Here is a 22,393-nt window from a genome sequence, read left to right on the forward strand (position 1 = left end):
GCGTGTCGACATGGACGGCAGCGGACACAGAGGGCATCGAGGCGGGAGCGGAGCCCGCCGCGCGGGCGACCGCGCTGACGAAGGCGTACGGGACGGGCGAGACACGGGTCGTGGCGCTGGACGCGGTGGACGTGGAGATCGCCCGCGGCCGCTTCACCGCCGTCATGGGGCCGTCCGGCTCCGGCAAGTCCACGCTCATGCACTGCCTGGCGGGGCTGGACTCGGTCACCTCGGGGCAGGTCTGGATCGGCGAGACCGAGATCACCCGTCTGGCGGAACGCGAACTGACCCGGCTCCGCCGCGACCAGGTCGGCTTCGTCTTCCAGGCGTTCAACCTGCTGCCGACGCTCACGGCGGCCGAGAACATCACGCTGCCCATGGACATCGCCGGCCGCAGGCCCGACCGGGAGTGGGTGGACCGGGTGATCGACACCCTTGGCCTGCGCGACCGGCTGGGGCACCGTCCCGCGCAGCTGTCGGGCGGGCAGCAGCAGCGTGTGGCGTGCGCCCGCGCCCTGGCCTCCCGGCCGCAGCTGATCTTCGCCGACGAGCCGACCGGCAACCTCGACTCGCAGGCGGGCGCCGAGGTGCTCGGCTTCCTCCGTGAGGCCGTGGACGCCCTCGGCCAGACCGTGGTGATGGTGACCCATGACCCCACCGCGGCGGCCTGGTCGGACCTGGTGCTCTTCCTGGGCGACGGACGGATCGTCGACGAGATGCACGGGCCCACCGCGGACGGCGTCCTGGAACGGCTCAAGCGGTTCGACGCGCTGCGCAAGCACGGCTAGGCACCGGCGAAATGCTCCGGGCGACGCTGCGCAGCTTGCTGGCCCACAAGGGCCGGCTGCTGCTCAGCGCGCTCGCCGTCCTGCTGTCGGTGGCCTTCGTCACCGGCAGCATGATCTTCTCCGACACCGTCAACCGCACCTTCGACCGACTGTTCGCCTCGACGGCCGCCGATGTGACGGTGGGCCCCCCGGAGGCCTTCAGCGAGGACCAGCAGTTCGCCTCCGGCCAGGTGCGCACCCTGCCGGCGTCCCTGCTGGACCGCGTGAAGGCGGTACGGGGCGTCGCCGACGCGCGGATCGACGTCACCGTGCACAACACCACCGTCGTCGACGCGGAGGGCCGGCCGGTGGAGCCGACCACCGGCGCCCTCACCGTGGCCACCAACTGGTCGGGGAACCCGCGCAGTCCCGTCCGGCTGACCAGCGGGCACGCGCCGCACGGCCCCGACGAGGCGCTGATCGACGCCGACACCGCGGCGAAGCGTCACCTGGAGATCGGCGACCGGCTGCGGGTGCTGGCACAGCCGGGCGCGTTCTCGGTCCGGCTCGTGGGCATCGCCACCTTCACTACGACCAATCCGGGCGCCGCCCTGTTGTTCGTCGACACCCCCACCTCGCAGTCGCGCCTGCTGGGCCGGACCGGTGTCGCGACTTCGGTGCAGGCCGACGCCGCACCCGGGGTCTCGGACGACGTGCTGAAGAAGCGGATCGCCGCCGCGCTCGGTCCGCGCTACACGTACACGACCCAGGCGGAGCAGGCGAAGTCGGCGGTGGAGAGCCTGGCCACCTTCCTGGACGTGATCAAGTACGTGATGCTGGGCTTCGCCGGGGTCGCGGTGCTGGTCGGGGTCTTCCTGATCGTCAACACCTACTCGATGCTGATCGCCCAGCGCACCCGGGAACTCGGCCTGCTGCGCGCGCTCGGGGCGGACCGCGGACAGGTGCGGCGGTCGGTGCTGGTGGAGGCGTTGCTGCTGGGGGCGGTGGGCTCCACCGTTGGCCTGGTCTGCGGAGTCGGACTCGCGGCGGGCCTCTTCCGGCTGCTCGGGGTGTTCGGGATGAACATCGACGCCGCCGAGATGGTCATCCGCATGCGCGTGCCGGTCGCCGCGTACGCCGTCGGTCTGCTGGTGACGCTGGTCGCGGCCTACCTGCCGGCGCGCCGGGCGGCACGGGTCTCCCCCATGGCCGCGCTGTCCGACGCCGAGGTCGCCGGGAGCGGGCGGAGCCTGCGGTCGCGGGCGGTGGGCGGCGCGATCGCGACGCTGGTGGCCGCGGGGGCGCTGGCCGGGGCGGCGGTGGCCGGGAGCACCGGTGACGCGGCGACGTTCCTGGGGATCGGCATCGGTCTTTCGCTGATCGCGGCGGTGGTCGTGGGGCCTCTGCTGGTACGGCCGGTGATCCGGGTGCTCGGCGGGGCGTTCCCCCACGTGTTCGGTCCTGTGGGGCGGATGAGCCAGCGCAACGCGCTGCGCAACCCGCGTCGCACGGGTGCGACGGCCGGCGCGCTGATGATCGGGCTGGCCCTGGTCACCGGCATGTCCATCGCCGGCACGTCGATGGCGAGCTCCTTCGACCAGGAGATCGACAAGGCCCTGGGCGCGGACTACGTCGTGCAGGGCGACCACTTCGCGCCCTTCCCCCCGGAGATCACCGACCGCGTCCGGAAGGTGCGCGGGGCCGGGGAGGTGGTGCGGGTGCGCTACGTCTCCGTCCTGATGACCCTGCCCGACCACCGCACGACCAAGCTGACGGGCACCGCGATCGGCCCCGGCGCGGACCGGGCGCTCAACCTGGACTACGCCGCGGGCGACACGGCGCACGCCCTGGCCCGCGACAGCCTCTCGCTCTCCGCGACGTACGCCGCCCACCACGGGCTGCGCGTGGGCAGCCACATCCCCGTGCGCTTCGTCGACGGCCGCTCCACGACGTTCACCCTGCGCGCGCTGACCACCAGCCAGAGCACCCTGCTCGGGGACGACGCCACCCTCACCATGGGCCTGGCCACCGCCGAGCGGTTCCTCCCCCGCGGCCAGGACGCCGCGCTCTACGTGAACGCCGCCCCCGGTACCGACAAGCCCACGCTGCGCGCGAACCTGGAACGGGCCCTCAAGCCGTACCCGCAGGTGGAGGTCCGTGACCAGGCCGACTACAAGCAGCTGGTGCGCACCCAGATCTCCGTGCTGCTGAACCTGGTGTACGCCCTGCTCGGCTTGGCGATCATCATCGCCGTGCTGGGGGTCGTCAACACCCTCGCCCTGTCGGTGATCGAGCGCACCCGGGAGATCGGGCTGCTCAGGGCGATCGGTCTGTCGCGGCTGCAACTGCGCCGGATGATCCGGCTGGAGTCCGTGGTGATCGCGGTCTTCGGTGCGGTGCTGGGGCTCGCCCTGGGGCTGGTCTGGGGCGTGGTCACGCACGAGGTGCTGGCGCTGGAGGGCATGCGGGCGTTCACCGTCCCGTGGACCACGGTGGGGGCGGTCATGGCCGGTTCGGTGGTGGTCGGCCTGGTCGCGGCGTTGCTGCCGGCCCTGCGCGCCTCCAGGATGAACGTCCTCGCCGCGATCGCCCACGAGTGAGCGACCCGCGGGCGGGGAAGGTCGTTGACCGGCGGAAGGGTCGGGACGAGGGGGCGGTCATGGCACGACGGTTCCGATTCGGTGTGAATCTGCTCGAGCCCGCGCAGGGCGACGCGTGGGAACGCAAGTGCCGCCGGGCGGAGGCGCTCGGCTACGACGTCCTCCAGGTGCCGGACCACCTGGACTGGCCCGCGCCGTTCCCCTCGCTGGCCGCGGCGGCGAACGCCACGCGGCGCCCACGGCTGGGGACCTTCGTGCTCAACGCCGCGTTCTGGAACCCGGTCCTGCTCGCCCGCGAGGTCGCCACCACCGCCCGGCTCACCGGCGGCCGCCTGGAGCTGGGCCTCGGCGCGGGGTACGTGCGCGCCGAGTTCGAACGCGCGGGCCTGGCCTACGGCACCGCCCGCGACCGGGTCGACCACCTGGAACGCACCGTCGAGGCGCTGACCGGGCTGCTCGCGGGGCCGCACGGCACGGACGGAACGGGAACGGACGGAACGGGATCAGGCAGAACGGACGGCGCCGGTACCCCCCTGACCCCGCTGCTCCTGGGCGGGAACGGCCCGCGCATGCTGCGCCTCGCAGCACGGCACGCGGCCGTCGTCGCCTTCACCGGCGCCGAGGCCGACCCGGCCAAGGACGACGGCACGCTGCGGCTGCTGTCCGCCGCGACCGTGGAGGAGCGGGTCGCCACCGCACGCGGCTTCGCCACGTCGTACGGCACCGACCCCGAGTTCAACGTCCTCGTCCAGCGGGTCGTGATCACCGAGGACCGCGGGGCGGCGGCCGGGGAGTTCGCCCCGCACGCGCCGCACCTGGACGAGAAGGAGCTGCTCGACCTGCCGACGCTGCTCGTCGGCACGGTCGCGGAGATCGCGGAGCAGCTGCGGCGGGGCCGCGAGCGCTTCGGCTTCAGCTACGTCACGGTGCTGGAACCCTCGATGGAGGCGTTCGCCCCGGTGATCGAGGAGCTGCGCCGCGACGCACCAGGGGAAGGGCACGAGGGAGTGCACGGGTAAGACGGGTAGGAGCGCGGGGAAGAGCGCGGGGAGGCGTAATACGCTCGCCGCCCGGGCCTGGAGGCTGGTTGGCTGACCCTCATGGACGATCTCGGGATACGCAACGCGGTACCGGCCGACGCCGAACGGGTGCTGGACTTCTGGAAGACGGCCGCCGAGGGCACCAGCGTCAGCGACGACCCGGAGGGCGTCGCGCGCCTGATCGCACGCGACCCCGAGGCCCTGCTGCTCGCCGAGGACGGCGGCGTGCTCGTCGGCACGGTCATCGCCGGCTTCGACGGCTGGCGCTGCCATCTGTACCGGCTGGCGGTCCACCCCGAGCGGCGGCGGCAGGGCATCGCGCGGGCCCTGCTGGCGGCGGCCGAGGAGCGCTTCACCGCGCTGGGCGGCCGGCGCGGCGACGCCATGGTGCTGGAGCGCAACGAGCGCGCCCACCACGCCTGGCGCTCGGCGGGCTACGCGCCCGAGCACCACTGGCGCCGCTGGACCAAGCCCTTCCAGCGCACCCGGTAGCGCGCCGGGCGGGTCCGGGGCACACCCCCTGGCCGCGTTCCCGGGCTGTCCGTTGCGCCCGCGCTTCCTACGATGGGCGTATGGACGACCCTGCGAGTCCGTCACGTCTCCCTTCCCGTCGCCCACGCCTGCAGCGCGCGGTCCACCCCGGCCTGACCGATCATGGGACCGAGGTGTCCCGATGACCGAAGTGCTGCTCCTGGCCGTCGCCCTGCTGCTGACCCTGGCCTGCGCCGTCTTCGTCGCCGCGGAGTTCTCCCTGACCACGGTCGAGCGCACCGACCTGGAACGGGCCGAGAAGGCGGGCGAGCGCGGTGCCTCCGCGGCCCTGCGGGCCGTGCGCAGCCTGACGGTGCAGCTGTCGGGCGCCCAGCTCGGCATCACCGTCACCGGCCTGGTGATCGGCATGCTGGCGCAGGCCTCCATCGCCGAGCTGCTGGCGGGGCCGCTGCGCGCGCTGGGGATGTCCGCCGCCGGGGCCGCGTCGCTGGGCCTGGTGCTCGGCACCGGCGTCTCCACGGTGGTGCTCATGGTGGTGGGCGAGCTCGTCCCCAAGAACTGGGCGATCTCCCGGCCGCTGCCGGTGGCCAAGGCCGTCGCCCCGCCGCAGACCGTCTTCACCGCCGCCTTCGGCCCGCTGATCCGCCACCTGAACAACACCGCCAACCGTGTGCTGCACCGTCTGGGCATGGAACCCACCGAGGAGCTCGCCTCGGCCCGCAGCCCCGAGGAGCTGGTGGCCCTCGCCCGGCACTCCGCCCGGGCGGGCGCGCTGGAGGCCGACACCGCCGAGCTGTTCGTACGGACGCTGAGCCTGGCCGGGCTGACGGCCGAGAACGTGATGACCCCCCGCGTCCAGGTGGTCGCCCTGGAGGAGGGCGCCACCTGCCAGGACGTCGCCGACATCACCCGCGCCACGGGGCTGTCCCGCTTCCCCGTGCACCGCGGCGGCCTGGACAACGTCATCGGCATCGTCCACATCAAGGACGTCCTGGCCGTGCCCTACGAGCGCCGCGAGGGCCACCCCATCACCCCGCTGCTGCGGGAGCCGGTGCCGGTCCCCGAGACGCTCGGCGTGGACCGGCTGCTGGACCGGCTCTCCGGCTCGATGAGCATGGCCGTCGTCATCGACGAGTACGGCGGCACCGCGGGCGTCGTCACCCTGGAGGACATCGTGGAGGAGGTCGTCGGCGAGGTCCGCGACGAGCACGACCCGCAGGAGACCCCCGACCTGGCCTTCATCCACCAGGACCGCACCGGCCGCCGCGTCTACGACGCCGACGGCGCGGTGCGGACCGACCGGCTCGCGCACATCGGCCTGCGGGCCGGGAACGGCCCCTACGAGACACTGGCCGGCCTGGTCGCCGAGCGGCTCGGGCGGATCCCCGCCACCGGCGACACCGTCGAGGTGAACGGCTGGATGGTCGAGGTCACCGACGACTCGCACCACCGTGCGGCGCACGTACGGCTGATCTCGCCGGCGCCGCGCGCGCAGAACGGGCTCGCCCCGCAGGACGCGGACGACGGGACGGCGGGTGCGCGATGATCTTCCTGCAGTTGTTCATCGGCGCGCTGACCCTGGTCGTGAACGCCTTCTTCGTCGGCGCCGAGTTCGCGATGATCTCCGTCCGGCGCAGCCAGATCGAGCCCCGCGCGGAGGCCGGGGAGCGCGGGGCGCGCCACGTGCTGTGGGGGCTGCAGCACCTGTCGCCCCTGATGGCCGCCGCCCAGCTGGGCATCACGCTGTGCACCCTGGTGCTGGGCATCGTCGCGGAACCGGCCATCGAGCACCTGCTCGCGCCGCTCTTCCACCTGCTGCACGTACCGCAGGGCGCCATCCACGCCCTGTCGTTCGCGATCGCCCTGACCCTGGCCACGTACGCGCACATGCTGCTCGGCGAGATGGTGCCGAAGAACATCGCGCTCGCCGCCCCGGAGCGGACCGCCCTCGTCCTCGGTCCCCCGCTGGTCACCCTGGCGCGGGCGCTGCGCCCGGTGATCTTCACGATCAACGCCTTCGCGAACGGGCTGCTGAAGCTGCTGCGGGTCGAGCCGAAGGACGAGGTCGCGGCGGTGTTCTCGGACGACGAGCTGGCCCGGATGGTCACTGACGCCGGCCAGGCCGGGCTGCTGGACGAGCGCGCCGCGATCCGCCTGCAGGACGCCCTCGAACTGGGCCGCCGCCCGGTCCGTGCGGTCGTCGTCCCGTGGGAGCGCGTGGTGTCCGCCCGCTTCGGGATGACCCCGGCGGGTCTGGAGCGCCTGGCCGCGCGGTCCGGGTTCTCGCGCTTCCCCGTGACCGACGACGCCTGCCGCATCCTGGGCTACCTCCACGTGAAGGACGCCCTGGCCCTCGGCCCCAGCCGCCACGACCAGCCCTTCCCGCGGGGCGCCCTGCGCCGGATCACCCGGGTCGTCGCGGCCACCCCGCTGGACGACGTCCTGGCGGCGATGCGGGCCAGCGGGGCGCACCTGGCGGCGGTCGTCGACGACCAGGGCCGCGGCATCGGCCTGGTCACCATGGAGGACGTGCTGAAGGAGCTCGTGGGCCACGCACCGGCCGCCTGAAGCGACGGTCCGCGGGGCCGGTAGGATCACGCGCGCCATGCAGATGAACGCCACCCACACCAGCTTCGTCGCGCTCGGCGACTCCTTCACCGAAGGCATGTCCGACGCGCTCCCCGACGGCTCCTACCGGGGCTGGGCGGACCTCCTCGCCGGACGCCTGTCCGCCCACGCGCCGGGCTTCCGCTACGCCAACCTGGCGGTACGCGGGAAGCTCATCCAGCAGATCGTGGACGAGCAGGTGGAGACCGCCGCCTCGATGGAGGCCGACCTGGTGACCCTGGTGGGCGGGCTCAACGACGTGCTGCGCCCCAAGTGCGACGTGGCGAGGGTGTGCGCGCTGCTGGAGGAGGCGGTGGAGCGGCTGGCGCCGAACTGCCGACAGCTGGTGCTGATGCGCAGCCCGGCCCGCCGGGGCCCGGTCGCGACGCGGTTCCTGCCCCGCATGGAGCAGCTGTTCGGCTTCGTCGACGACCTCGCCGCCCGGCACGGCGCGCTCGTCGTGGACCTGTACGGCGCCCATGTGCTGGGCGACCCGCGGCTGTGGGCGGACGACCGGCTGCACCTGGACGGCGAGGGCCACCGCCGCGTCACCGAGGCGGTCTGGCAGACCCTCGGCCACACCCCGCAGTTCGACTGGACCGAGCCGCTCCCCACGCACGTGCCCCTGTCGTGGCCCGCCCGCCGCGCCGCCGACCTGCGCTTCACGCGCCGGCACCTCGTCCCCTGGATCGGCCGCCGCCTGACCGGCCGCTCCTCCGGCGACGGCCTGCCGCCCAAGCGCGCCGAACTGGTGCCGTTCGACCTCTGAGCGGGCCCCGGCGGCGCCACGGCAACAGGTCCGACGAGCCCCCGTCCGTCCGTTCCGCCATCACGCCCGGTGACCGCCGCATCGGCGTCGACGAAGCCCCACGCGACGGCTCGCGGCGGAATGCCACCCACATGAGCGAATGGGGGATCGCACTCATCGTGGCTGGTTCAGCCCTGGCAGGCAGCCTCATCACCGGGTGGCTCACCAAGAACGCCGGCCGGCGTCAGGCGGAGGCCGCACGGCACGCCGGGGACAGGCAGGCCGACGCCTTGCTGCACACCGTGCAGGCCTCGCTCAACGAGCAACGACGCGCCCGCATCGAAGACCAGCGCCGCCAGGCGTACACCGCGTTCCTGAAGGCCACGGAAGACGTGGCACGCGAACCGCACGACCCGTCGTCGATGAGAGCCTTCAGCGAGGCTGGGCCGCGGTTGACCATCTAGGGCCGCGTGCCGTGTGCGATGCGGCCTACGCGTCGGGGGATTTCGTCATGACAGGGAGTCCGGGCCCTCACACTCAGCACGCGATCCTGCGCCATGCGTACATCGAAGCCGTGCAGAAGGCGCTCGGTACCGTGGAGCCACCGCCTGTCGACCCGGGCTCGCCAACGACAGACGCCTGACCGTTCCGGGTATCAGCGGCGCCGGGACCGCCCGGGGCGGGCGTTGCCGCCGGGGAGGCGGGCGGGCTGGAGGTCGCGCGGGCCCTGGGCCTTCCGCCAGGCGTATCGGGCCGCCGACCCGGCGCCGATGGCGACGAGGCACGAGAGGGCGATGTCCAGGGGGTGCTTCGCCACGAAGATGCCGGTGGCGCCGGCCAGGGTGATGACGCCGGACACGACGGCGAGCACCGTCCAGAGCCTGGTTCTCACGGCGGAAGGGCAGAGCCGGACGATCTCCGCCGTAAGCCATCCGGGTCGCCCTCGGTGGTCGGTCCGGCGACGAACGGACCCGGCCCGCGTACCCCCCGGGCACTCCCGGGCCCCCACGGCGCTACGCGCATAGACCGGTGCGGGGCGCTGACCTGCGCCGACGCGCAGTAGAATCTCGCTACGTGACTTCCAAGCCCCGCATCCCCAACGTCCTGGCCGGCCGCTACGCCTCCGCGGAGCTCGCCACCCTGTGGTCCCCCGAGCAGAAGGTGGTGCTGGAGCGCCGTCTGTGGCTGGCCGTGCTGCGGGCCCAGAAGGACCTGGGGATCGAGGTGCCGGAGCAGGCCCTCGCGGACTACGAGCGGGTGCTGGAGCAGGTCGACCTGGCGTCGATCGCCGAGCGGGAGAAGGTCACCCGGCACGACGTCAAGGCGCGCATCGAGGAGTTCAACGCCCTCGCCGGGCACGAGCACGTCCACAAGGGCATGACCTCGCGCGACCTCACCGAGAACGTCGAGCAGCTGCAGATCCGGCTCTCCCTGGAGCACGTGCGCGACCGCACGGTCGCCGTGCTGACCCGGCTCGGCAGGCTCGCCGCCGAGTACGCGGAGCTGGTCATGGCAGGCCGTTCGCACAACGTGGCCGCCCAGACCACCACCCTCGGCAAGCGCTTCGCGACCACGGCCGACGAACTGCTGGTGGCCTTCGCTCGGGTCGAGGACTTGCTGGGCCGCTACCCGCTGCGCGGCATCAAGGGCCCGGTCGGCACCGCGCAGGACATGCTCGACCTGCTCGGCGGCGACACCGCCAAGCTCGCCGAGCTGGAGCGGCGGATCGCCTCGCACCTGGGCTTCTCCGAGGTCTTCACCTCCGTCGGCCAGGTCTACCCCCGCTCGCTGGACTACGACGCCGTCACCGCGCTGGTGCAGCTGGCCGCCGCGCCGTCCTCGCTCGCCAAGACGATCCGCCTGATGGCCGGCCACGAGCTGGTCACCGAGGGCTTCAAGCCCGGCCAGGTCGGATCCTCGGCCATGCCGCACAAGATGAACACCCGCTCCTGCGAGCGCGTCAACGGCCTGGCGGTCATCCTGCGCGGCTACGCGTCGATGGTGGGCGAGCTGGCCGGCGACCAGTGGAACGAGGGCGACGTCTCCTGCTCGGTGGTGCGCCGGGTCGCCCTGCCGGACGCGTTCTTCGCCTTCGACGGCCTGCTGGAGACCTTCCTGACGGTCCTCGACGAGTTCGGCGCCTTCCCGGCCGTCATCGCCCGCGAGCTCGACCGCTACCTGCCGTTCCTCGCCACGACGAAGGTGCTCATGGGTTCGGTGCGGGCCGGCGTCGGCCGCGAGCTGGCGCACGAGGTCATCAAGGAGCACGCGGTCGCCTCGGCGCTGGCCATGCGCGAGAAGGGCGTGGAGCGCAACGAGCTGCTGGACCGGCTCGCCGAGGACGAGCGCATCCCGCTCGACCGCGCCCAGTTGGACGCGCTCATGGCCGACCGCCTCTCCTTCACAGGTGCGGCCGCGGACCAGGTCGCGGAGGTCGTACGGCGGGTCGGCGAGGTCGCCGAGCGCCACCCGCAGGCGGCCGCCTACGCCCCCGAGGCCATCCTCTGACCACGGTCAGGCGCACCCGCCCCACCCAGGACGAGCTGGAGGCCGCCCGCGACCGCGTCATCCCCGACGTGATCGCGGACGGCCTGGGGGTGCTCTTCTGCGGCATCAACCCCGGGCTGATGTCGGCCGCCACCGGTCACCACTTCGCCCGCCCCGGCAACCGCTTCTGGCCCGTGCTGCACGCCTCCGGCTTCACCCCGCGCCGGCTCGACCCCGCGGAGCAGGACGAACTCCTGGCGTACGGGCTGGGGATCACCAACGTCGTCGCGCGCGCCTCCGCCCGGGCCGACGAACTGACCCGCGACGAACTGCTGGAGGGCGGGCGGCTGCTGACGGAGAGGGTCCTGCGCCACGAGCCGCGCTGGCTCGCCGTCGTGGGCGTCACCGCCTACCGGGTCGCCTTCGCCGAGCCCCGCGCCCGCATCGGCCCCCAGGAACACACGATCGGCGGCACCCGGATCTGGGCCCTGCCCAACCCCAGCGGCCTGAACGCCGGTTGGTCGACGCAGGCGATGACGGAGGAATACGGCCGCCTCCGCGACGCGTCGCAGGCATGATGCACACGTGGGTACGGGGACCGAGGAGGACGCCCGGCGCTGGCTCGCCGCACGCGGCGTGCGGCAGGCCGGTGCCGACGCATGGACGGACGACGAGCAGCCGGGCCGGCGGTTCACCACGAACGAGATCGCGCACTCCCGGGCCTACGAGGTCTTCGTCGACGAACACCTGGACGCCGAAGGCCGGGTGCGGCTCGCGTTCGGGCTGCTGGACCTCCTCGACGACTACTGGGTGACCTGCGAGATCCGCATGGCCGACCGGGGGCCGGACGGCCCCTTGCCGTCGGGTGCGCTCTGGGGCGGCTACCGCCGGCGGCTGGAGGCGGAGCGGGACGCCGGACCCGTCACCTCCTCCCTGTGGGTCGACTGGTTCGAGGACCGGAGCACCGCCGCGACGGCCTTCGCCGAGGTCCTCGGGCGTGACCTGGAGCGCCTGCGGGACGACGCCTCCCCCGCCCTGCTGCTCCGTGCCCGGCGAGTGCTGGACGGCTCGGGCCCGGTGCCCTGGCCGGTGAAGGAGGAGGCGTACGACGTGGCCGCACGCCTCCCCGCGCTGCACGGGGCGCTCTTCAAGGGCCTGTTGGCCTCGTACCACGACTTCCACGGCGACCTGCGCCCGGATGCGGCACTCGCCCTCCTGTCAGGGCTCGAACTCCCCCCGGACACCCGGCACCTGGCGCAGCTGCGCCTCGTCCTGGCCGCGGGGCGCCGGAACCACCACCGCAGCCCCGGCGCGTGGGACGCCGCCCTCCGGACCGCGTCCTGACACCGCCCGCCCGGTACCGGAGGCCGCTCACGGGGTGCCCCCGTGGACCAGGGGTCCGGGACGTGGCGCGAGCAGCCGGGTCAGGAGCGGGAGGGCGGCGGCGGTCGTGGGGGCCTGGGCGGCGGGCAGGTGGGCGACGTCGGGCGGCAGCGGCATGCCGCCGCGGGGGACGGCGAGGACGCGCATGCCGGCCGCGGTCGCCGAGCGGATGCCGTCCGGGGAGTCCTCGACGGCCAGGCAGCCGGACGGCGGCACGCCGATCTCGGCCGCCGCGCGCAGGTAGGGGTCGGGCGCGGGTTTGCCCCGGGCCACGTCCTCCCCGCACACGACGGCGCTCAACCGTCCCGTCAGGCCCAGCCCGTCGAGGACCGCCAGGACGAAGCGGCGCGGGCTGGCCGTGGCCAGGCCCACGGGGCCGTGCCGTCCGGCTTCGAGGACCAGGTCCACGGCGCCGGGCAGCGCCCGGACCCGGCCCGCGGCCACCTCGCCGGTCGCCGCGGTGGTGCAGGCCTGGACCACCTCGGCGGGGCCCGCCGTGCCACCGCACAGTCCGGCGACGTACGCCGCCCAGCCGCCGTTGCCGTGCAGGGCGGCGCTGTCCTGCGCCCGCCAGCGATGACCGTGGCGGGCGGCGAAGGCCGCGCAGACACGGACCCATGCGTCCGCACTGTCGACCAGCGTGTCGTCCAGGTCGAAGATCGTCGCTCGGCTCATCCGGTCACACCGTCGCGGGGTCCGCGAGGCGCGGCCCGTTCGACAGCTGCTCGATCGAGATGAGCGCCAGGCCGTGCCGGTCGGCGAAGGCCCGCAGCCGGTCGAAGCGGGCGACCGAACCGTCGTCCTCGCAGACCTCGCTGATCACACCGACCGGCGGCAACCCGGCCAGGCGCAGCAGGTCGACGGTGGCCTCGGTGTGCCCGCGCCGCTCGGCGATCCCCCCGGGGCGGGCGCGCAGCGGGAAGACGTGCCCGGGGCGGTGCAGTTCGTCGGGCCGGGTCGCCCGGCCGGCCAGCGTCCGTACCGTCCGGGCCCGGTCCGCGGCGGAGATCCCGGAGCCGACGCCGACCGCGTCGACGGAGACGGTGTACGCCGCCGTGTCGAGGCCGGGGCCGGGCGGGACCATCAGCGGCAGTTCCAGGCGGTCGGCGATCTCCGGCGCCAAGGGCGCGCAGATCAGGCCGCTGGTCCAGCGGACGAAGAACCCCATGGTCTCCGCGGTGGCGAACTCGGCCGCCATGACCAGGTCGCCCTCGTTCTCGCGGTCCTCGTCGTCGACCACGATGACGGGCCGCCCGGCCCGCAGGTCGCCGACGGCGGTCGCCACCGCGTCCAGGCCCGCAGCCGAGCGCGGCGCCGATGCTGACGTCACAGATCCAACCTCTCCTCGCAGTAGCGCTTCCTGCGGGATGCATCGGTGACCGAACGGGGGAGCTTGAGAAGTCCGTACGCCGAACGGGCTTTCCCCGCTCAACAGCGCGGGATCGGCTTGCTGTAACCCGTCGTGCCGGGCGTGGCGACGTAGTGGTCGGAGACGTAGCGGCCGTTGTCGAGGCGGTTCCAGATCTTGGTGGCGCCGACCTTGGATCCGGACTTCTGGCAGACGACCCAGGCCAGCGCGCCGTTCGGGGAGGTGCCCTTGGCGGCGTAGGAGGTGCCGGGACCGCTGCGTTCGGTGAGGCCGCCGGGCGCGGTGACCTGGTAGGGCAGGACGCAGCGGGGCAGGGGGGCACTGTAGCCCGTGGCCGACGGGGTGCTGACGTAGTGGTCGCTGACGTAGGTGCCGTCGGTGAGCTTGTCCCACACGGAGGTGGTGCCCACCTTCAGGCCCGGGGCCTGGCAGACGACGCGCAGGGCGGAGCCGGGCGCATGGGTGGTGACGACGGGATGGGTCGTCGAGGGGCCGCTGCGCGCCTTGAGGGCGGTGGAGCTCGTCACCGTGTAGCCGAGGGCGACGGTGGCGACGGGCGCGTCGAGCCGGTCGTTGTCGATGTTCACGGTGACGCCGCCGTAGGTCTCGTCGTGGCCGCCGCGGTACTGCTTCGCGCGCTGGTGGACGGGCCACTTGGCGTCGGCGACGCCGGTCCAGCCCTTGAGGGTGTCGGCGCCGTCGTAGCGGGCGATCCACAGGGCGTCGGGGCGGGCATAGGAGGCGGAGGTGTAGACGTCGGCGAGCTGCTTGGCGCCGAGGTTGAGGTTCATGTAGACGCCGGAGACGTACCCCAGCCGGTGCAGTTCCTTCGTCCAGGCCGACAGATAGGTGAGGACGCCGGTGCGGCAGGCGGCGTCGTCCTGGGCGTAGTTCTCGATGTCGTTGTAGAGGGCGCTGCCGGGCTGCATGCCGAGGGCCTTGGCCGCGGCGACGGCCTCGCCGGCCGCCCTGGTGCCCTGGGTCCGCGCGGAGCCGGGGGTGGTGCTGATCTTGGCGTCACCGGGCCGGGCGCCGCAGGGCGGCTGCAGGCCCTTGTGTATGGGCAGCAGGCGCCACTTGAGCCGGGCGACGGAGGTCACCCAGGAGGCGGTGAGCTGCGGCTGGGCGCAGGTGCGGTTGACCCCCGATACGTACACGCCGAGCGCGCGGTACGGGGAGGCGTTCCACGCCTGGATCGTGGTGAGCGGCGGCGCGGTGCACGTGTCGAAGGCGAGCCCGGAGTAGCGGGTGGCGCCCGCCCCCGCGGGGTAGCCGGCCGCGGTGGCGGGCTCGGCGGAGGCCGCGGGGGCGAGGACGAGGGCGGTGGCGCCGCCCAGGAGCAGGGCGGAGGCGGCGGCGAGGAGTCTTCGCGCGGCGCGGTGGAGGAAGTACGGGTTCGGCATGACGGCCCCCCGGGTACGGCACGGCGCCATGGCGCCGGAATCACTGGGTCAGCCGTCCGCGCCGTGTGTGCCGGGCCCCGGGGCGGGAATCGTCGCGCATGACGACACATCAGGCCGTTGTGGACAAAGGGTAGTGGGGGTGCGGCGACCGCGTCGAGGAGTGCGACGCGGTCACGGTACGGCCGCGGCGTCGCCGACGGCGGCGATGAGCTGGAAGGGCAGTTCCGGGTCCCCCTGGCCGACGCACACCCCTATCCAGCGGTCCCCGACGCGCCAGGCCCATGCCTCGCAGGCGTAGCCGCACAGGGTGTCCAGCGGCGGCGGAACCGGCTCACCGTGGAAGGAGCGTTCGAGGTGGGCGGCGAGGTCGACCGTCTCGGGCGCGCCCCAGCGCTCGGTGAGCACCTCGACCAGGGCCTGGCACTCGGCCTCGATGTCGTCCTCGACCTGCCCTCTGTACCCGGGGTCCCCGTCCGCGTCCCAGAAGTCCTCACTGATCCGGAGGTCCGTTATGTGGTGGCCGGGGCCGCTGTCGACCGCGCCGCAGCGCTCGCGCCGCGCCGGGAAGGGGCGGGCGCGCAGCGCGTCGACGACGGCCACGTGGCCGGGCAGGTCCATGGCTCCAGTAAACCCCGCGCCTGTGACACTTGACATCGAGTCAGTAACCCTGTGCCGGAGCTACTCGCCGCGGGCCGCCGGGACGGGTACGATCCGGCCAACACGCGCGCAAGCTGGGAGGACGTACGTTGGGGCGGCTCACCGGCGGGGACCCGTCCCTGCTCCGGCGGATCAATTCCGCGGTGGTGCTCCATGCGCTGCGCGGCGAGCCCGCCGTGAGCCTGACCGAACTGGTGCAGACGACGGGGCTGTCACGGCCGACCGTCGAGGGCGTGATCGAGGGCCTGACGGAGTCGGGCCTGGTGGTGGAGGCGCCGCAGGAGCCCGGTGACGCGCGCAAGCAGGGCCGTCCCGCGCGCAGGTTCCGCTTCCACGCGGAGGCGGGGCACCTGCTGGGCGTGGAGATCGGGGCCCGGGAGATCCGGACGCTGCTGTCGGACCTCAGCGGTCGCGTCCTGGGGTCGCTGGCGCACGACGTCGCCGACACCCTGCCGGCCGAGGAGCGCCTGGAGCGGGTCCGCGGCACCGTCGCCGAGCTTCTGCGCAAGGCCGGCGTGGCCCGCAGCACCCTGTGGGCGGTCGGCGTGGGCAGCCCGGGGATCGTGGAGACCGACGGCGCGGTCCGGCTGAGCACGGCGCTGCCCGGCTGGACGGGGCTGCCGCTGGGCGAGCGGCTGCGCCGGTCCTTCCGCTGCCCCGTCCTGGTGGAGAACGACGCGAACGCCGCCGCCGTCGCCGAGCACTGGAAGGGCGCGGCCGTCGGCACCGACGACGTGGTGTTCGTGCTGGCGGGGCTGAGCCCCGGAGCCGGGTCCCTGATCGGGGGCCGGCTGCACCGCGGCTTCGGCGGGGCGGCGGGCGAGATCGGGGCGCTGCACCTGCTGGGCCGGGAGGCCCGGCCGGAGCGGCTGCTGTCCACGACGGGGACACCGCTGCACCCGCTGGACGAGTCCGCGGTGGCCGAGGTGTTCGCGCTCGCGAGGTCGGGCGACGTCCAGGCGCGGGAGGCCTTCGACCGGTTCCTGCAGCGCCTGGTGCACGACGTGGCGGCGCTGGTGCAGGCGATAGACCCGGAACTGGTGGTGATCGGCGGCTGGGCGGCCGGACTGGACGGCGTACTGGAGCCGCTGCGCACGGAGTTGGCGCGCTACTGCCTGCGGCCGCCGGAGGTGGCGCTGTCGGCGCTGGGGCACGAGGCGGTGGCCACGGGGGCCCTGCGGCTCGCACTGGACCACGTCGAGGAGCAGTTGTTCGCGGTGGCCAGGACCTCGCTGCTCGGCCGCTGAGCGCGCGACGCGAGCCGGGCCGCACCACCCGGCCGCACCACCATCGGCCGGCCCCCACCGGCCGGCCCCACCGCCGACCACGCGAACCACCGGCCAGGGCAATACGGGCGAAATTCCGCGGCTCACCGGCCTGCCTGCTTGGCCCGTTTGTCCGACCAGCCGACGATCCGTCGCATCGGCGAGCGTGCCGCGCCGGCGGGCGCGGCCGGCGAAAGGGCGTCCCTCGTGCGGCGAGCAGTGGTCCCGGCAGTGTCCCTGGTGCTGGCGGCCGGCGCGGCGACCGCCCCGGCCGCCGGGCACTCCCCGGATCCCCTGGTCGCCGAGCAGCTGCGGATGGCGGGGGCCACGGTCGCGGCCCGGACGGCCGGGGCCACCGGGATCGTCTTCGGGGCGTGCCCGGCCGACAGCGGGCTCAAGGCGCCCGTGCAGTGCGGCACCGTCCGGGTGCCGGTGGACTACGCGGAGCCGGGCGGCGCGACGATCGGCCTGCTGGTGAGCCGCTTGCGCGCGGCGGGCCCGGCTTCGGTGCGCCAGGGCGCCCTGGTGTTCAACCCGGGCGGCCCCGGATCGTCGGGGCTGTGGTTCCCGGCGGTGGGCCGGCCCGGCGTGGGCGCGGTCACCCGCAAGGTCTGGGAGACCGCGGCCAGGACGTACGACCTGGTGGGCTTCGACCCCCGCGGGGTCGGCCACTCCGCACCGCTGTCCTGCCAGGACCCGGCGGGCCACCAGCGTTCCCCCGGCCCCGATCCGCGACTGCCCACCGCCGCGGTGAAGGCCGCCAAGCGCGCGGAGGCCCGGCGCACGGCGCAGAACTGCGGCGCGCGGGGCGGCGCGCGGGGCGGCGCGCTGCTGCGGAACATGCGCACCGCGGACCTGGCACGGGACCTCGACGTCATCCGCGCCGCCCTGGGCGAGCCGCGCCTCAACTACTACGGCGTCTCCTACGGGACGTACCTGGGCGCGGTGTACGCCACCCTCTTCCCCTCGCACGTGCGCCGCATGGTCGTCGACAGCGTCGTCAACCCCGACCCGCGCGGTGTCTGGTACGGCGCCAACCTCGCGCAGGACGTGGCCTTCGAGCGCCGCTGGGCGGACTGGCGCACCTGGGCCGCCGGGCACGACCGCGTGTACGGCCTCGGTGCGACACCCGGGCGCGTGCAGGCGAGCTTCGACCGGGCGATGCGGATGCTCGGCAAGCGCCCGGCCGGCAAGGTGGGCGCGGGCGAACTGCACTCGGCGGCGGTGCAGGCCGCCTACTACGACCAGCGCTGGGCCTCCTTCGCCCATCTGCTCTCGCGCTACCTGCGCGGTGACGACGACCCGCTCGTCGACGCGGCCGCCCCGGACCCCGGGCAGGCCAAGGACGAGGAGAACAGCGAGGCGGTCTACCTGGCGGTGGAGTGCTCGGACGGGGCATGGCCGCGCGACTGGAGCGTGTGGGACCGCGACAACTCACGGATCGCGCGCCAGCGTCCCTTCGAGACCTGGGCGAACGCCTGGCTGAACCTGCCCTGCGCCTCGTGGCCGGTCCAGGGCGGGCGGGCGGTGGACGTCGGGGCGCGTCCCGGGTCGGGGCTGCCGCCGGTGCTGATCGTCCAGTCGGAGCGGGACGCGGCCACACCGTACGAAGGCGCGGTCGAACTGCACCGCAGGCTGCCGGGCTCCCGGATGATCACCGAGGAGGGGCGGGGCTCCCACGGCCTGATCAGCTTCTGGAACGAGTGCGTCACCGCGCGCGTCGACCGCTACCTGATCTCCGGCGCCACCGGGGACCGGGACGTCCGCTGCTCCGGGCACCCGCTGCCCGTACCCTCCGGCCGTGATGGCGCCGAGGACGCCAACACGGGCCGCTTCTACTGACCGGACGGACCGGGCGGCACGGACGCCGGAGCCGGGTTCACGACGCGGCGGCGTGCCGCTCCTGGCCGTGGTGGGTGATCTCCATCGCGCCGCTGTCGCCGAAGGTCAGCCGGCAGGTGTCGGCACGGTAGGTGGCGACGGCGACGGCCGCGACACGTCCACCGCTGAAGTAACGGGTGGTGACGACCAGCACGGGGGCGCCGGGCAGCCGGTCGAGCTGCTTGGCGTCCTCGGCGCGGGCCGAGCCCAGCTCCACGGCCCGGTCGTCGCCGTCGAGCCCGAGGACGTGCAACTCCCGTAGGACGGCGGGGGCGTGGTCGGCCGGCGTCAGGTCGCCGGCGAGGCCGGGGACGGAGGCCCGGGGGACGTAGAGCAGCTCGGTGGCGACGGACTGGCCGCCCATCGCGCGGACCCGGCGGACGGTGTGCACCGCCTCGTCGGCGTCGGTGCCCAGCACCTCGGCGACCGCGGTGGGGGCGACGGCCTCGACGCAGCCCACGGTCCGCCACGCGTCACCCGCGGCGCCGGGCCAGCTGCCGCTCGACGGGCCGACCGAGACGCCCACGCGCGGCGGTGCGACCGTGGTGCCGACACCGCGGCGGCGCTGCAGGCGGCCCTCCAGCTCCAACTGCTCCAGGGCCTGGCGCAAGGTCGCCCGGGCGACACCGAAACGGGCGGCGAGCTCACGCTCGTTGGGCAGGATCTCACCGACCGTGAACTCGGAGTCGAGGGCGTCGATGAGGAGGGTCTTGAGGTGCCAGTACTTGGGCTCCGGCACGTTCTCGAGCTGCGTGGTCCCCACCCTGTCCTCCGCAATCGGCCTGACGCCGTCCGGGGTTTGTTCAGCCTTGTTTCCGAACGGCTCTTTATTAAAGGTTCTTGCACTACTAGGCGACGATAGAGCTGCCTTCCGACTTGGTCAAGACCAATGCTCAGGGGCCCGGCCGCGTCCGGCGGGCACGGACGCGCGGTGTTCACGAGGTGTTCGCGCCCGTCATGGGCCCGTCATGGGGCGTTCGCGCGCTGGTAGCGTTCGTGATCACGTCGAGTGAGGGAGCTGGCATGGGTCCGGTCACGGTGGTCACCGGAGGCGGCCGCGGCATCGGTGCGGCGGTCGCGCTGCGGCTGGCCCGCGAGGGGCACGCCGTCGGCATCGGTTACGAGAAGGACGCCGACGCAGCCGAGGACGTCGCCCGCAAGATCCGGGACGCGGGCGCGCGCTGCGTCGTGGTGCGCGTCGACACCAGCGACGCCGGACAGGTGGACACGCTCTTCGACACCGTGGGCGAACAGCTCGGCGCGGTGACCGGCCTGGTCAACAACGCGGGCGTCACGGGGCCGCTGGGCCGGTTCACCGAGACCCCGGTCGAGGTCATGCGCCGGGTGATCGACGTCAACGTGATGGGCGCGATCATGTGCGCCCGCCGCGCGGCGCTGGGGATGTCCACCCGGTACGGCGGCCAGGGCGGCGCGATCGTCAACATCTCCTCCGGTGCCGCGACGCTCGGCGGCCCCGGGGAGTACGTGCACTACGCCGCCAGCAAGGCGGCGGTCGACGCGCTGACCGTGGGCCTCGCCAAGGAACTCGCCCCGGACGGCGTGCGCGTCAACTCCGTGCAGCCCGGCATGATCGTGACCGACATCCACGCCGCGATGGGCGACCCCGAGCGGCCCTGGCGCAATCCGGACCGCGTGCCCATGCGGCGGCCCGGTGAGCCGGACGAGGTCGCCGGCGCGGTGGCCTGGCTGATGTCGCCGGACGCGTCATACACCACGGGCGCGGTGCTGCGCGTCGCCGGCGGCCTGTAGCGCCGCCCGCTACTCCCGGGCGACGGCCTCCGCGTCGTCCTCCGCGTCCATCGTGCGCAGCACGTCGGTGGCGAGAGCGGCGACCTGCGGGATCAGCTCCGGGGTGGCGAGGGCGAGGTGGCACAGCGACCAGGTCAGGGTGACGACGCGGCTCCGCCTCGCCTCCAGGGCGTCCAGCAGGCGGCGGCCGACGAGTTCTGCCGCGTCCTTGCGCACGGCTGGGTCGGTCCAGGCGGTCGCGACGATCGCGAGCGCGGCCGCCTCGCACACCCAGTCCTCGGCGTTGTCCAGCACGTCCACGAGGAGCGCACGGCGCCGCGAGACGGCCCAGGGCTCGTCGCTGCGGTGGTGCGCCAGGCCCAGGCACGCCCACACCTGCACGCACCGTATCCACAGGTCGGGGGCCTGGGCGGAGAGCGCGCGGCCCAACTCGTCCTCGCGCGGGGCCGGCGGATGGACCAGCACGCCGAGCAGGTCCTCGGGGTCGAGCCCGGAGAGCGCCACCGCGTCGTCGTAGGCGGCGACCAGGTACGGCCAGCCGTGCCAGGCCAGGCGGCGCACCGCTTCGGCCGCCTCCGGGGACGGCGGACGGACGGCGGGCCGCGCGGTGGTGCCCTCGTAGGCCCAGAGCGCGACCTCGACGGGGCGCGGGGCGATCCGCAGGTCCGGCTCGGGCACGGACTGGATCTCGGTGACCGCGTTCGGGTACGCGGCGCGCAGCGCGAGCAGCGCGCTCGGCGGCTCCAGGGCGGAGACGGTGAGCGTCAGTCCGGCGTCCGCGGGCACGGACTGCCCGAGCGCCTGGTGCAGCAGGCTGACCACGGCCTCGTTGCCGCCGGGTATCCAGTTCAGCCACGGCGACCCCTGGCTCAGCCGGGCGAGCAGGTCCGCGGCGTAGCCGTGTCCGGGTTCGGCCCGCAGATGGTCCGCGAGGGCCACCAGGTGCCGCAGGTCCGGCTGCACCGCGTGGCGCAGCGCGTGCGCCGCGGGTCCCGCCTTGGGGTGCGCGGGGTCGGCGGCCAGCGCCCGCTCGGCCCACGCCACGCCCTCGGCGGGACGGCCGAGCGACCCCAGCAACTCGGCGACGTCGACGTACAGGTCGAGGTCGGAGGGGTCGCGGGCGACCTCGCGCTGCCAGACCTCCAGCGCCTCCTCGGGGCGGCCGGCGCTGCGCAGCGCGTAACCGAGCATCACCGCGGCGGGGTGGGAGGGTTCGAGCTCGTACGAGCGCCGTGCCCAGCCCACGGCCTCCTCGGAGCCGCCCATGCGGCGGGCGAGCGTGGAACCGCACCAGAGCAGCATCGTGTGGTCGGGGTGGCGCTCGGCGCTCGCGCGGACCAGGTCGAGCAGCGGCAGCAGCGGGCCGCGCCGCTCCTCCTCCACCGGGTCGGGCAGTTGCGGCGCGACGCGCGCGGCCGCCCAGGCCACGGTGTCCGGCGCGACGAGCTCCGCGATGTCGGGGCGGCGCAGCCACGCGACGTCCAGCCAGGGCCGCTGCGGCTCGTGCCCGGCGCACTGGGCGAGCAGGCCGACGGCCTCGTCCCAGTGGCCCGCGACCGCGCAGAGGTGGCCGCGCGCGGCCACGGTGCCGATGAACGCCCGCTCCTCGGGGGCGAAGTACGTCAGCGCCGCCTCCGTGCCCCCGACGCTCGCGGCGAACTCGGCCATGGCCTCGTGGGTCTCGGGGAGTGCGGGGTCACGCGCCAGCGCGTCCTCCAGGTGCCGGGCGGCGTGCTCGAGGTCGCCCCCGGCCAGCGCGATGCGCGCCGTGGCCACTTCGCCCTCCGCCTCCAGGCGCGCCCCGTCCTCGTGGCCCTCCGGATGATCGTGCACAGCCGCTCCCCGCCTCGCGTCGCTCGTGGTGCCCCCGCCCCCGGGGCACCCTAACCGACGGCGGCGAACCGCCTGTCGGAGCGCCTCGGCG

General features: G+C 74.3%; 21 protein-coding genes. 14 read left to right on the forward strand and 7 right to left on the reverse strand.

Annotation, left to right across the window (positions count from 1 at the left end; translation table 11 throughout):
• Positions 1–2: 2 nt before the first annotated feature.
• The 8 genes from ACFYYN_RS21580 (at position 3) to ACFYYN_RS21615 (ending at position 8,718) form a co-directional block, all read left to right on the forward strand.
• Entirely contained in the window at positions 3–788 is a 786-nt protein-coding gene (locus ACFYYN_RS21580) for an ABC transporter ATP-binding protein (RefSeq protein WP_500331231.1), read from the forward strand.
• A gap of 11 nt (positions 789–799) precedes the next feature.
• Positions 800–3,367: an ABC transporter permease gene (locus ACFYYN_RS21585; RefSeq protein WP_500547119.1), complete on the forward strand. Its 2,568-nt coding sequence runs from the start codon at positions 800–802 to the stop codon at positions 3,365–3,367.
• A 59-nt stretch (positions 3,368–3,426) separates the two neighbouring features.
• Complete coding sequence (locus ACFYYN_RS21590) at positions 3,427–4,386, forward strand: TIGR03621 family F420-dependent LLM class oxidoreductase (protein ID WP_500547120.1); 960 nt, start codon at positions 3,427–3,429, stop codon at positions 4,384–4,386.
• 81 nt (positions 4,387–4,467) lie between these two features.
• Positions 4,468–4,899 carry a GNAT family N-acetyltransferase gene (locus ACFYYN_RS21595; protein WP_500331226.1) on the forward strand — a complete coding sequence of 144 codons (432 nt, stop codon included), beginning with the start codon at positions 4,468–4,470 and terminating at the stop codon, positions 4,897–4,899.
• A gap of 181 nt (positions 4,900–5,080) precedes the next feature.
• Entirely contained in the window at positions 5,081–6,445 is a 1,365-nt protein-coding gene (locus ACFYYN_RS21600) for a hemolysin family protein (RefSeq protein WP_500331224.1), read from the forward strand.
• Positions 6,442–7,467: a hemolysin family protein gene (locus ACFYYN_RS21605; protein ID WP_500547121.1), complete on the forward strand. Its 1,026-nt coding sequence runs from the start codon at positions 6,442–6,444 to the stop codon at positions 7,465–7,467. The genes ACFYYN_RS21600 and ACFYYN_RS21605 overlap by 4 nt, the downstream gene beginning before the upstream one ends.
• Before the next feature lie 37 nt (positions 7,468–7,504).
• Positions 7,505–8,275 carry an SGNH/GDSL hydrolase family protein gene (locus ACFYYN_RS21610; RefSeq protein ID WP_500547122.1) on the forward strand — a complete coding sequence of 257 codons (771 nt, stop codon included), beginning with the start codon at positions 7,505–7,507 and terminating at the stop codon, positions 8,273–8,275.
• A gap of 131 nt (positions 8,276–8,406) precedes the next feature.
• Positions 8,407–8,718 carry a hypothetical protein gene (locus tag ACFYYN_RS21615; RefSeq protein WP_500547123.1) on the forward strand — a complete coding sequence of 104 codons (312 nt, stop codon included), beginning with the start codon at positions 8,407–8,409 and terminating at the stop codon, positions 8,716–8,718.
• Positions 8,719–8,909: 191 nt separating this feature from the next.
• Here ACFYYN_RS21615 and ACFYYN_RS21620 read toward each other — a convergent pair whose 3' ends face one another.
• Entirely contained in the window at positions 8,910–9,146 is a 237-nt protein-coding gene (locus ACFYYN_RS21620; protein WP_500547124.1) for a hypothetical protein, read from the reverse strand.
• Positions 9,147–9,328: 182 nt separating this feature from the next.
• Between ACFYYN_RS21620 and purB the strand changes: the two genes are divergently transcribed.
• The 3 genes from purB (at position 9,329) to ACFYYN_RS21635 (ending at position 12,085) form a co-directional block, all read left to right on the forward strand.
• Positions 9,329–10,762: an adenylosuccinate lyase gene (gene purB, locus ACFYYN_RS21625; protein WP_500547125.1), complete on the forward strand. Its 1,434-nt coding sequence runs from the start codon at positions 9,329–9,331 to the stop codon at positions 10,760–10,762.
• A gap of 68 nt (positions 10,763–10,830) precedes the next feature.
• Complete coding sequence (gene mug / locus ACFYYN_RS21630; RefSeq protein ID WP_500547126.1) at positions 10,831–11,319, forward strand: G/U mismatch-specific DNA glycosylase; 489 nt, start codon at positions 10,831–10,833, stop codon at positions 11,317–11,319.
• Positions 11,320–11,326: 7 nt separating this feature from the next.
• A complete protein-coding gene (locus ACFYYN_RS21635) occupies positions 11,327–12,085 on the forward strand; it encodes a hypothetical protein (protein ID WP_500547127.1) in 759 nt (252 codons plus the stop codon).
• Between the two features lie 27 nt (positions 12,086–12,112).
• On the opposite strand, the gene ACFYYN_RS21640 is transcribed toward ACFYYN_RS21635, so the two are convergent.
• The 4 genes from ACFYYN_RS21640 to ACFYYN_RS21655 all read right to left on the reverse strand — a co-directional run bounded on the left by ACFYYN_RS21640 (position 12,113) and on the right by ACFYYN_RS21655 (position 15,514).
• The gene (locus ACFYYN_RS21640; protein ID WP_500547128.1) at positions 12,113–12,799 is read right to left on the reverse strand and encodes an HAD family hydrolase; all 687 of its coding nucleotides are present in this window, start codon (positions 12,797–12,799) and stop codon (positions 12,113–12,115) included.
• 4 nt (positions 12,800–12,803) lie between these two features.
• Positions 12,804–13,454, reverse strand: coding sequence for a 3,4-dihydroxy-2-butanone-4-phosphate synthase (gene ribB / locus ACFYYN_RS21645; RefSeq protein WP_500437472.1), 651 nt, complete (start codon positions 13,452–13,454; stop codon positions 12,804–12,806).
• A gap of 98 nt (positions 13,455–13,552) precedes the next feature.
• Positions 13,553–14,896, reverse strand: coding sequence for a glycoside hydrolase domain-containing protein (locus ACFYYN_RS21650; protein ID WP_500547129.1), 1,344 nt, complete (start codon positions 14,894–14,896; stop codon positions 13,553–13,555).
• A 171-nt stretch (positions 14,897–15,067) separates the two neighbouring features.
• The gene (locus ACFYYN_RS21655; protein WP_500547130.1) at positions 15,068–15,514 is read right to left on the reverse strand and encodes a hypothetical protein; all 447 of its coding nucleotides are present in this window, start codon (positions 15,512–15,514) and stop codon (positions 15,068–15,070) included.
• A 128-nt stretch (positions 15,515–15,642) separates the two neighbouring features.
• On the opposite strand from ACFYYN_RS21655, the gene ACFYYN_RS21660 reads away from it, so the two are divergent.
• Entirely contained in the window at positions 15,643–16,800 is a 1,158-nt protein-coding gene (locus ACFYYN_RS21660) for an ROK family transcriptional regulator (protein ID WP_499510395.1), read from the forward strand.
• Positions 16,801–17,025: 225 nt separating this feature from the next.
• Positions 17,026–18,660 (forward strand): alpha/beta hydrolase, encoded by a 1,635-nt coding sequence (locus tag ACFYYN_RS21665; protein ID WP_500547131.1) that lies wholly within the window; start codon positions 17,026–17,028, stop codon positions 18,658–18,660.
• A gap of 37 nt (positions 18,661–18,697) precedes the next feature.
• On the opposite strand, the gene ACFYYN_RS21670 is transcribed toward ACFYYN_RS21665, so the two are convergent.
• Positions 18,698–19,462, reverse strand: a complete 765-nt coding sequence (locus tag ACFYYN_RS21670; RefSeq protein WP_500547132.1) for a GntR family transcriptional regulator — start codon at positions 19,460–19,462, stop codon at positions 18,698–18,700.
• A gap of 260 nt (positions 19,463–19,722) precedes the next feature.
• On the opposite strand from ACFYYN_RS21670, the gene ACFYYN_RS21675 reads away from it, so the two are divergent.
• Complete coding sequence (locus tag ACFYYN_RS21675; protein ID WP_500547133.1) at positions 19,723–20,469, forward strand: SDR family oxidoreductase; 747 nt, start codon at positions 19,723–19,725, stop codon at positions 20,467–20,469.
• A gap of 9 nt (positions 20,470–20,478) precedes the next feature.
• Here ACFYYN_RS21675 and ACFYYN_RS21680 read toward each other — a convergent pair whose 3' ends face one another.
• Entirely contained in the window at positions 20,479–22,302 is a 1,824-nt protein-coding gene (locus tag ACFYYN_RS21680) for a tetratricopeptide repeat protein (RefSeq protein WP_500547134.1), read from the reverse strand.
• Positions 22,303–22,393: the final 91 nt, after the last annotated feature.

This window comes from Streptomyces sp. NPDC001902 (assembly GCF_042891295.1).
Lineage (GTDB): Bacteria > Actinomycetota > Actinomycetes > Streptomycetales > Streptomycetaceae > Actinacidiphila.

Bases quoted from the DNA above. Each gene is read 5' to 3' on its own strand.
- ACFYYN_RS21615 (WP_500547123.1), top strand. From the start codon at position 8,407: ATGAGCGAATGGGGGATCGCACTCATCGTGGCTGGTTCAGCCCTGGCA.
- ACFYYN_RS21640 (WP_500547128.1), bottom strand. From the start codon at position 12,799: ATGAGCCGAGCGACGATCTTCGACCTGGACGACACGCTGGTCGACAGT.
- ACFYYN_RS21675 (WP_500547133.1), top strand. From the start codon at position 19,723: ATGGGTCCGGTCACGGTGGTCACCGGAGGCGGCCGCGGCATCGGTGCG.
- ACFYYN_RS21655 (WP_500547130.1), bottom strand. From the start codon at position 15,514: ATGGACCTGCCCGGCCACGTGGCCGTCGTCGACGCGCTGCGCGCCCGC.
- ACFYYN_RS21600 (WP_500331224.1), top strand. From the start codon at position 5,081: ATGACCGAAGTGCTGCTCCTGGCCGTCGCCCTGCTGCTGACCCTGGCC.
- ACFYYN_RS21610 (WP_500547122.1), top strand. From the start codon at position 7,505: ATGCAGATGAACGCCACCCACACCAGCTTCGTCGCGCTCGGCGACTCC.
- ACFYYN_RS21650 (WP_500547129.1), bottom strand. From the start codon at position 14,896: ATGCCGAACCCGTACTTCCTCCACCGCGCCGCGCGAAGACTCCTCGCC.
- ACFYYN_RS21585 (WP_500547119.1), top strand. From the start codon at position 800: ATGCTCCGGGCGACGCTGCGCAGCTTGCTGGCCCACAAGGGCCGGCTG.
- ACFYYN_RS21595 (WP_500331226.1), top strand. From the start codon at position 4,468: ATGGACGATCTCGGGATACGCAACGCGGTACCGGCCGACGCCGAACGG.
- ACFYYN_RS21605 (WP_500547121.1), top strand. From the start codon at position 6,442: ATGATCTTCCTGCAGTTGTTCATCGGCGCGCTGACCCTGGTCGTGAAC.
- ACFYYN_RS21590 (WP_500547120.1), top strand. From the start codon at position 3,427: ATGGCACGACGGTTCCGATTCGGTGTGAATCTGCTCGAGCCCGCGCAG.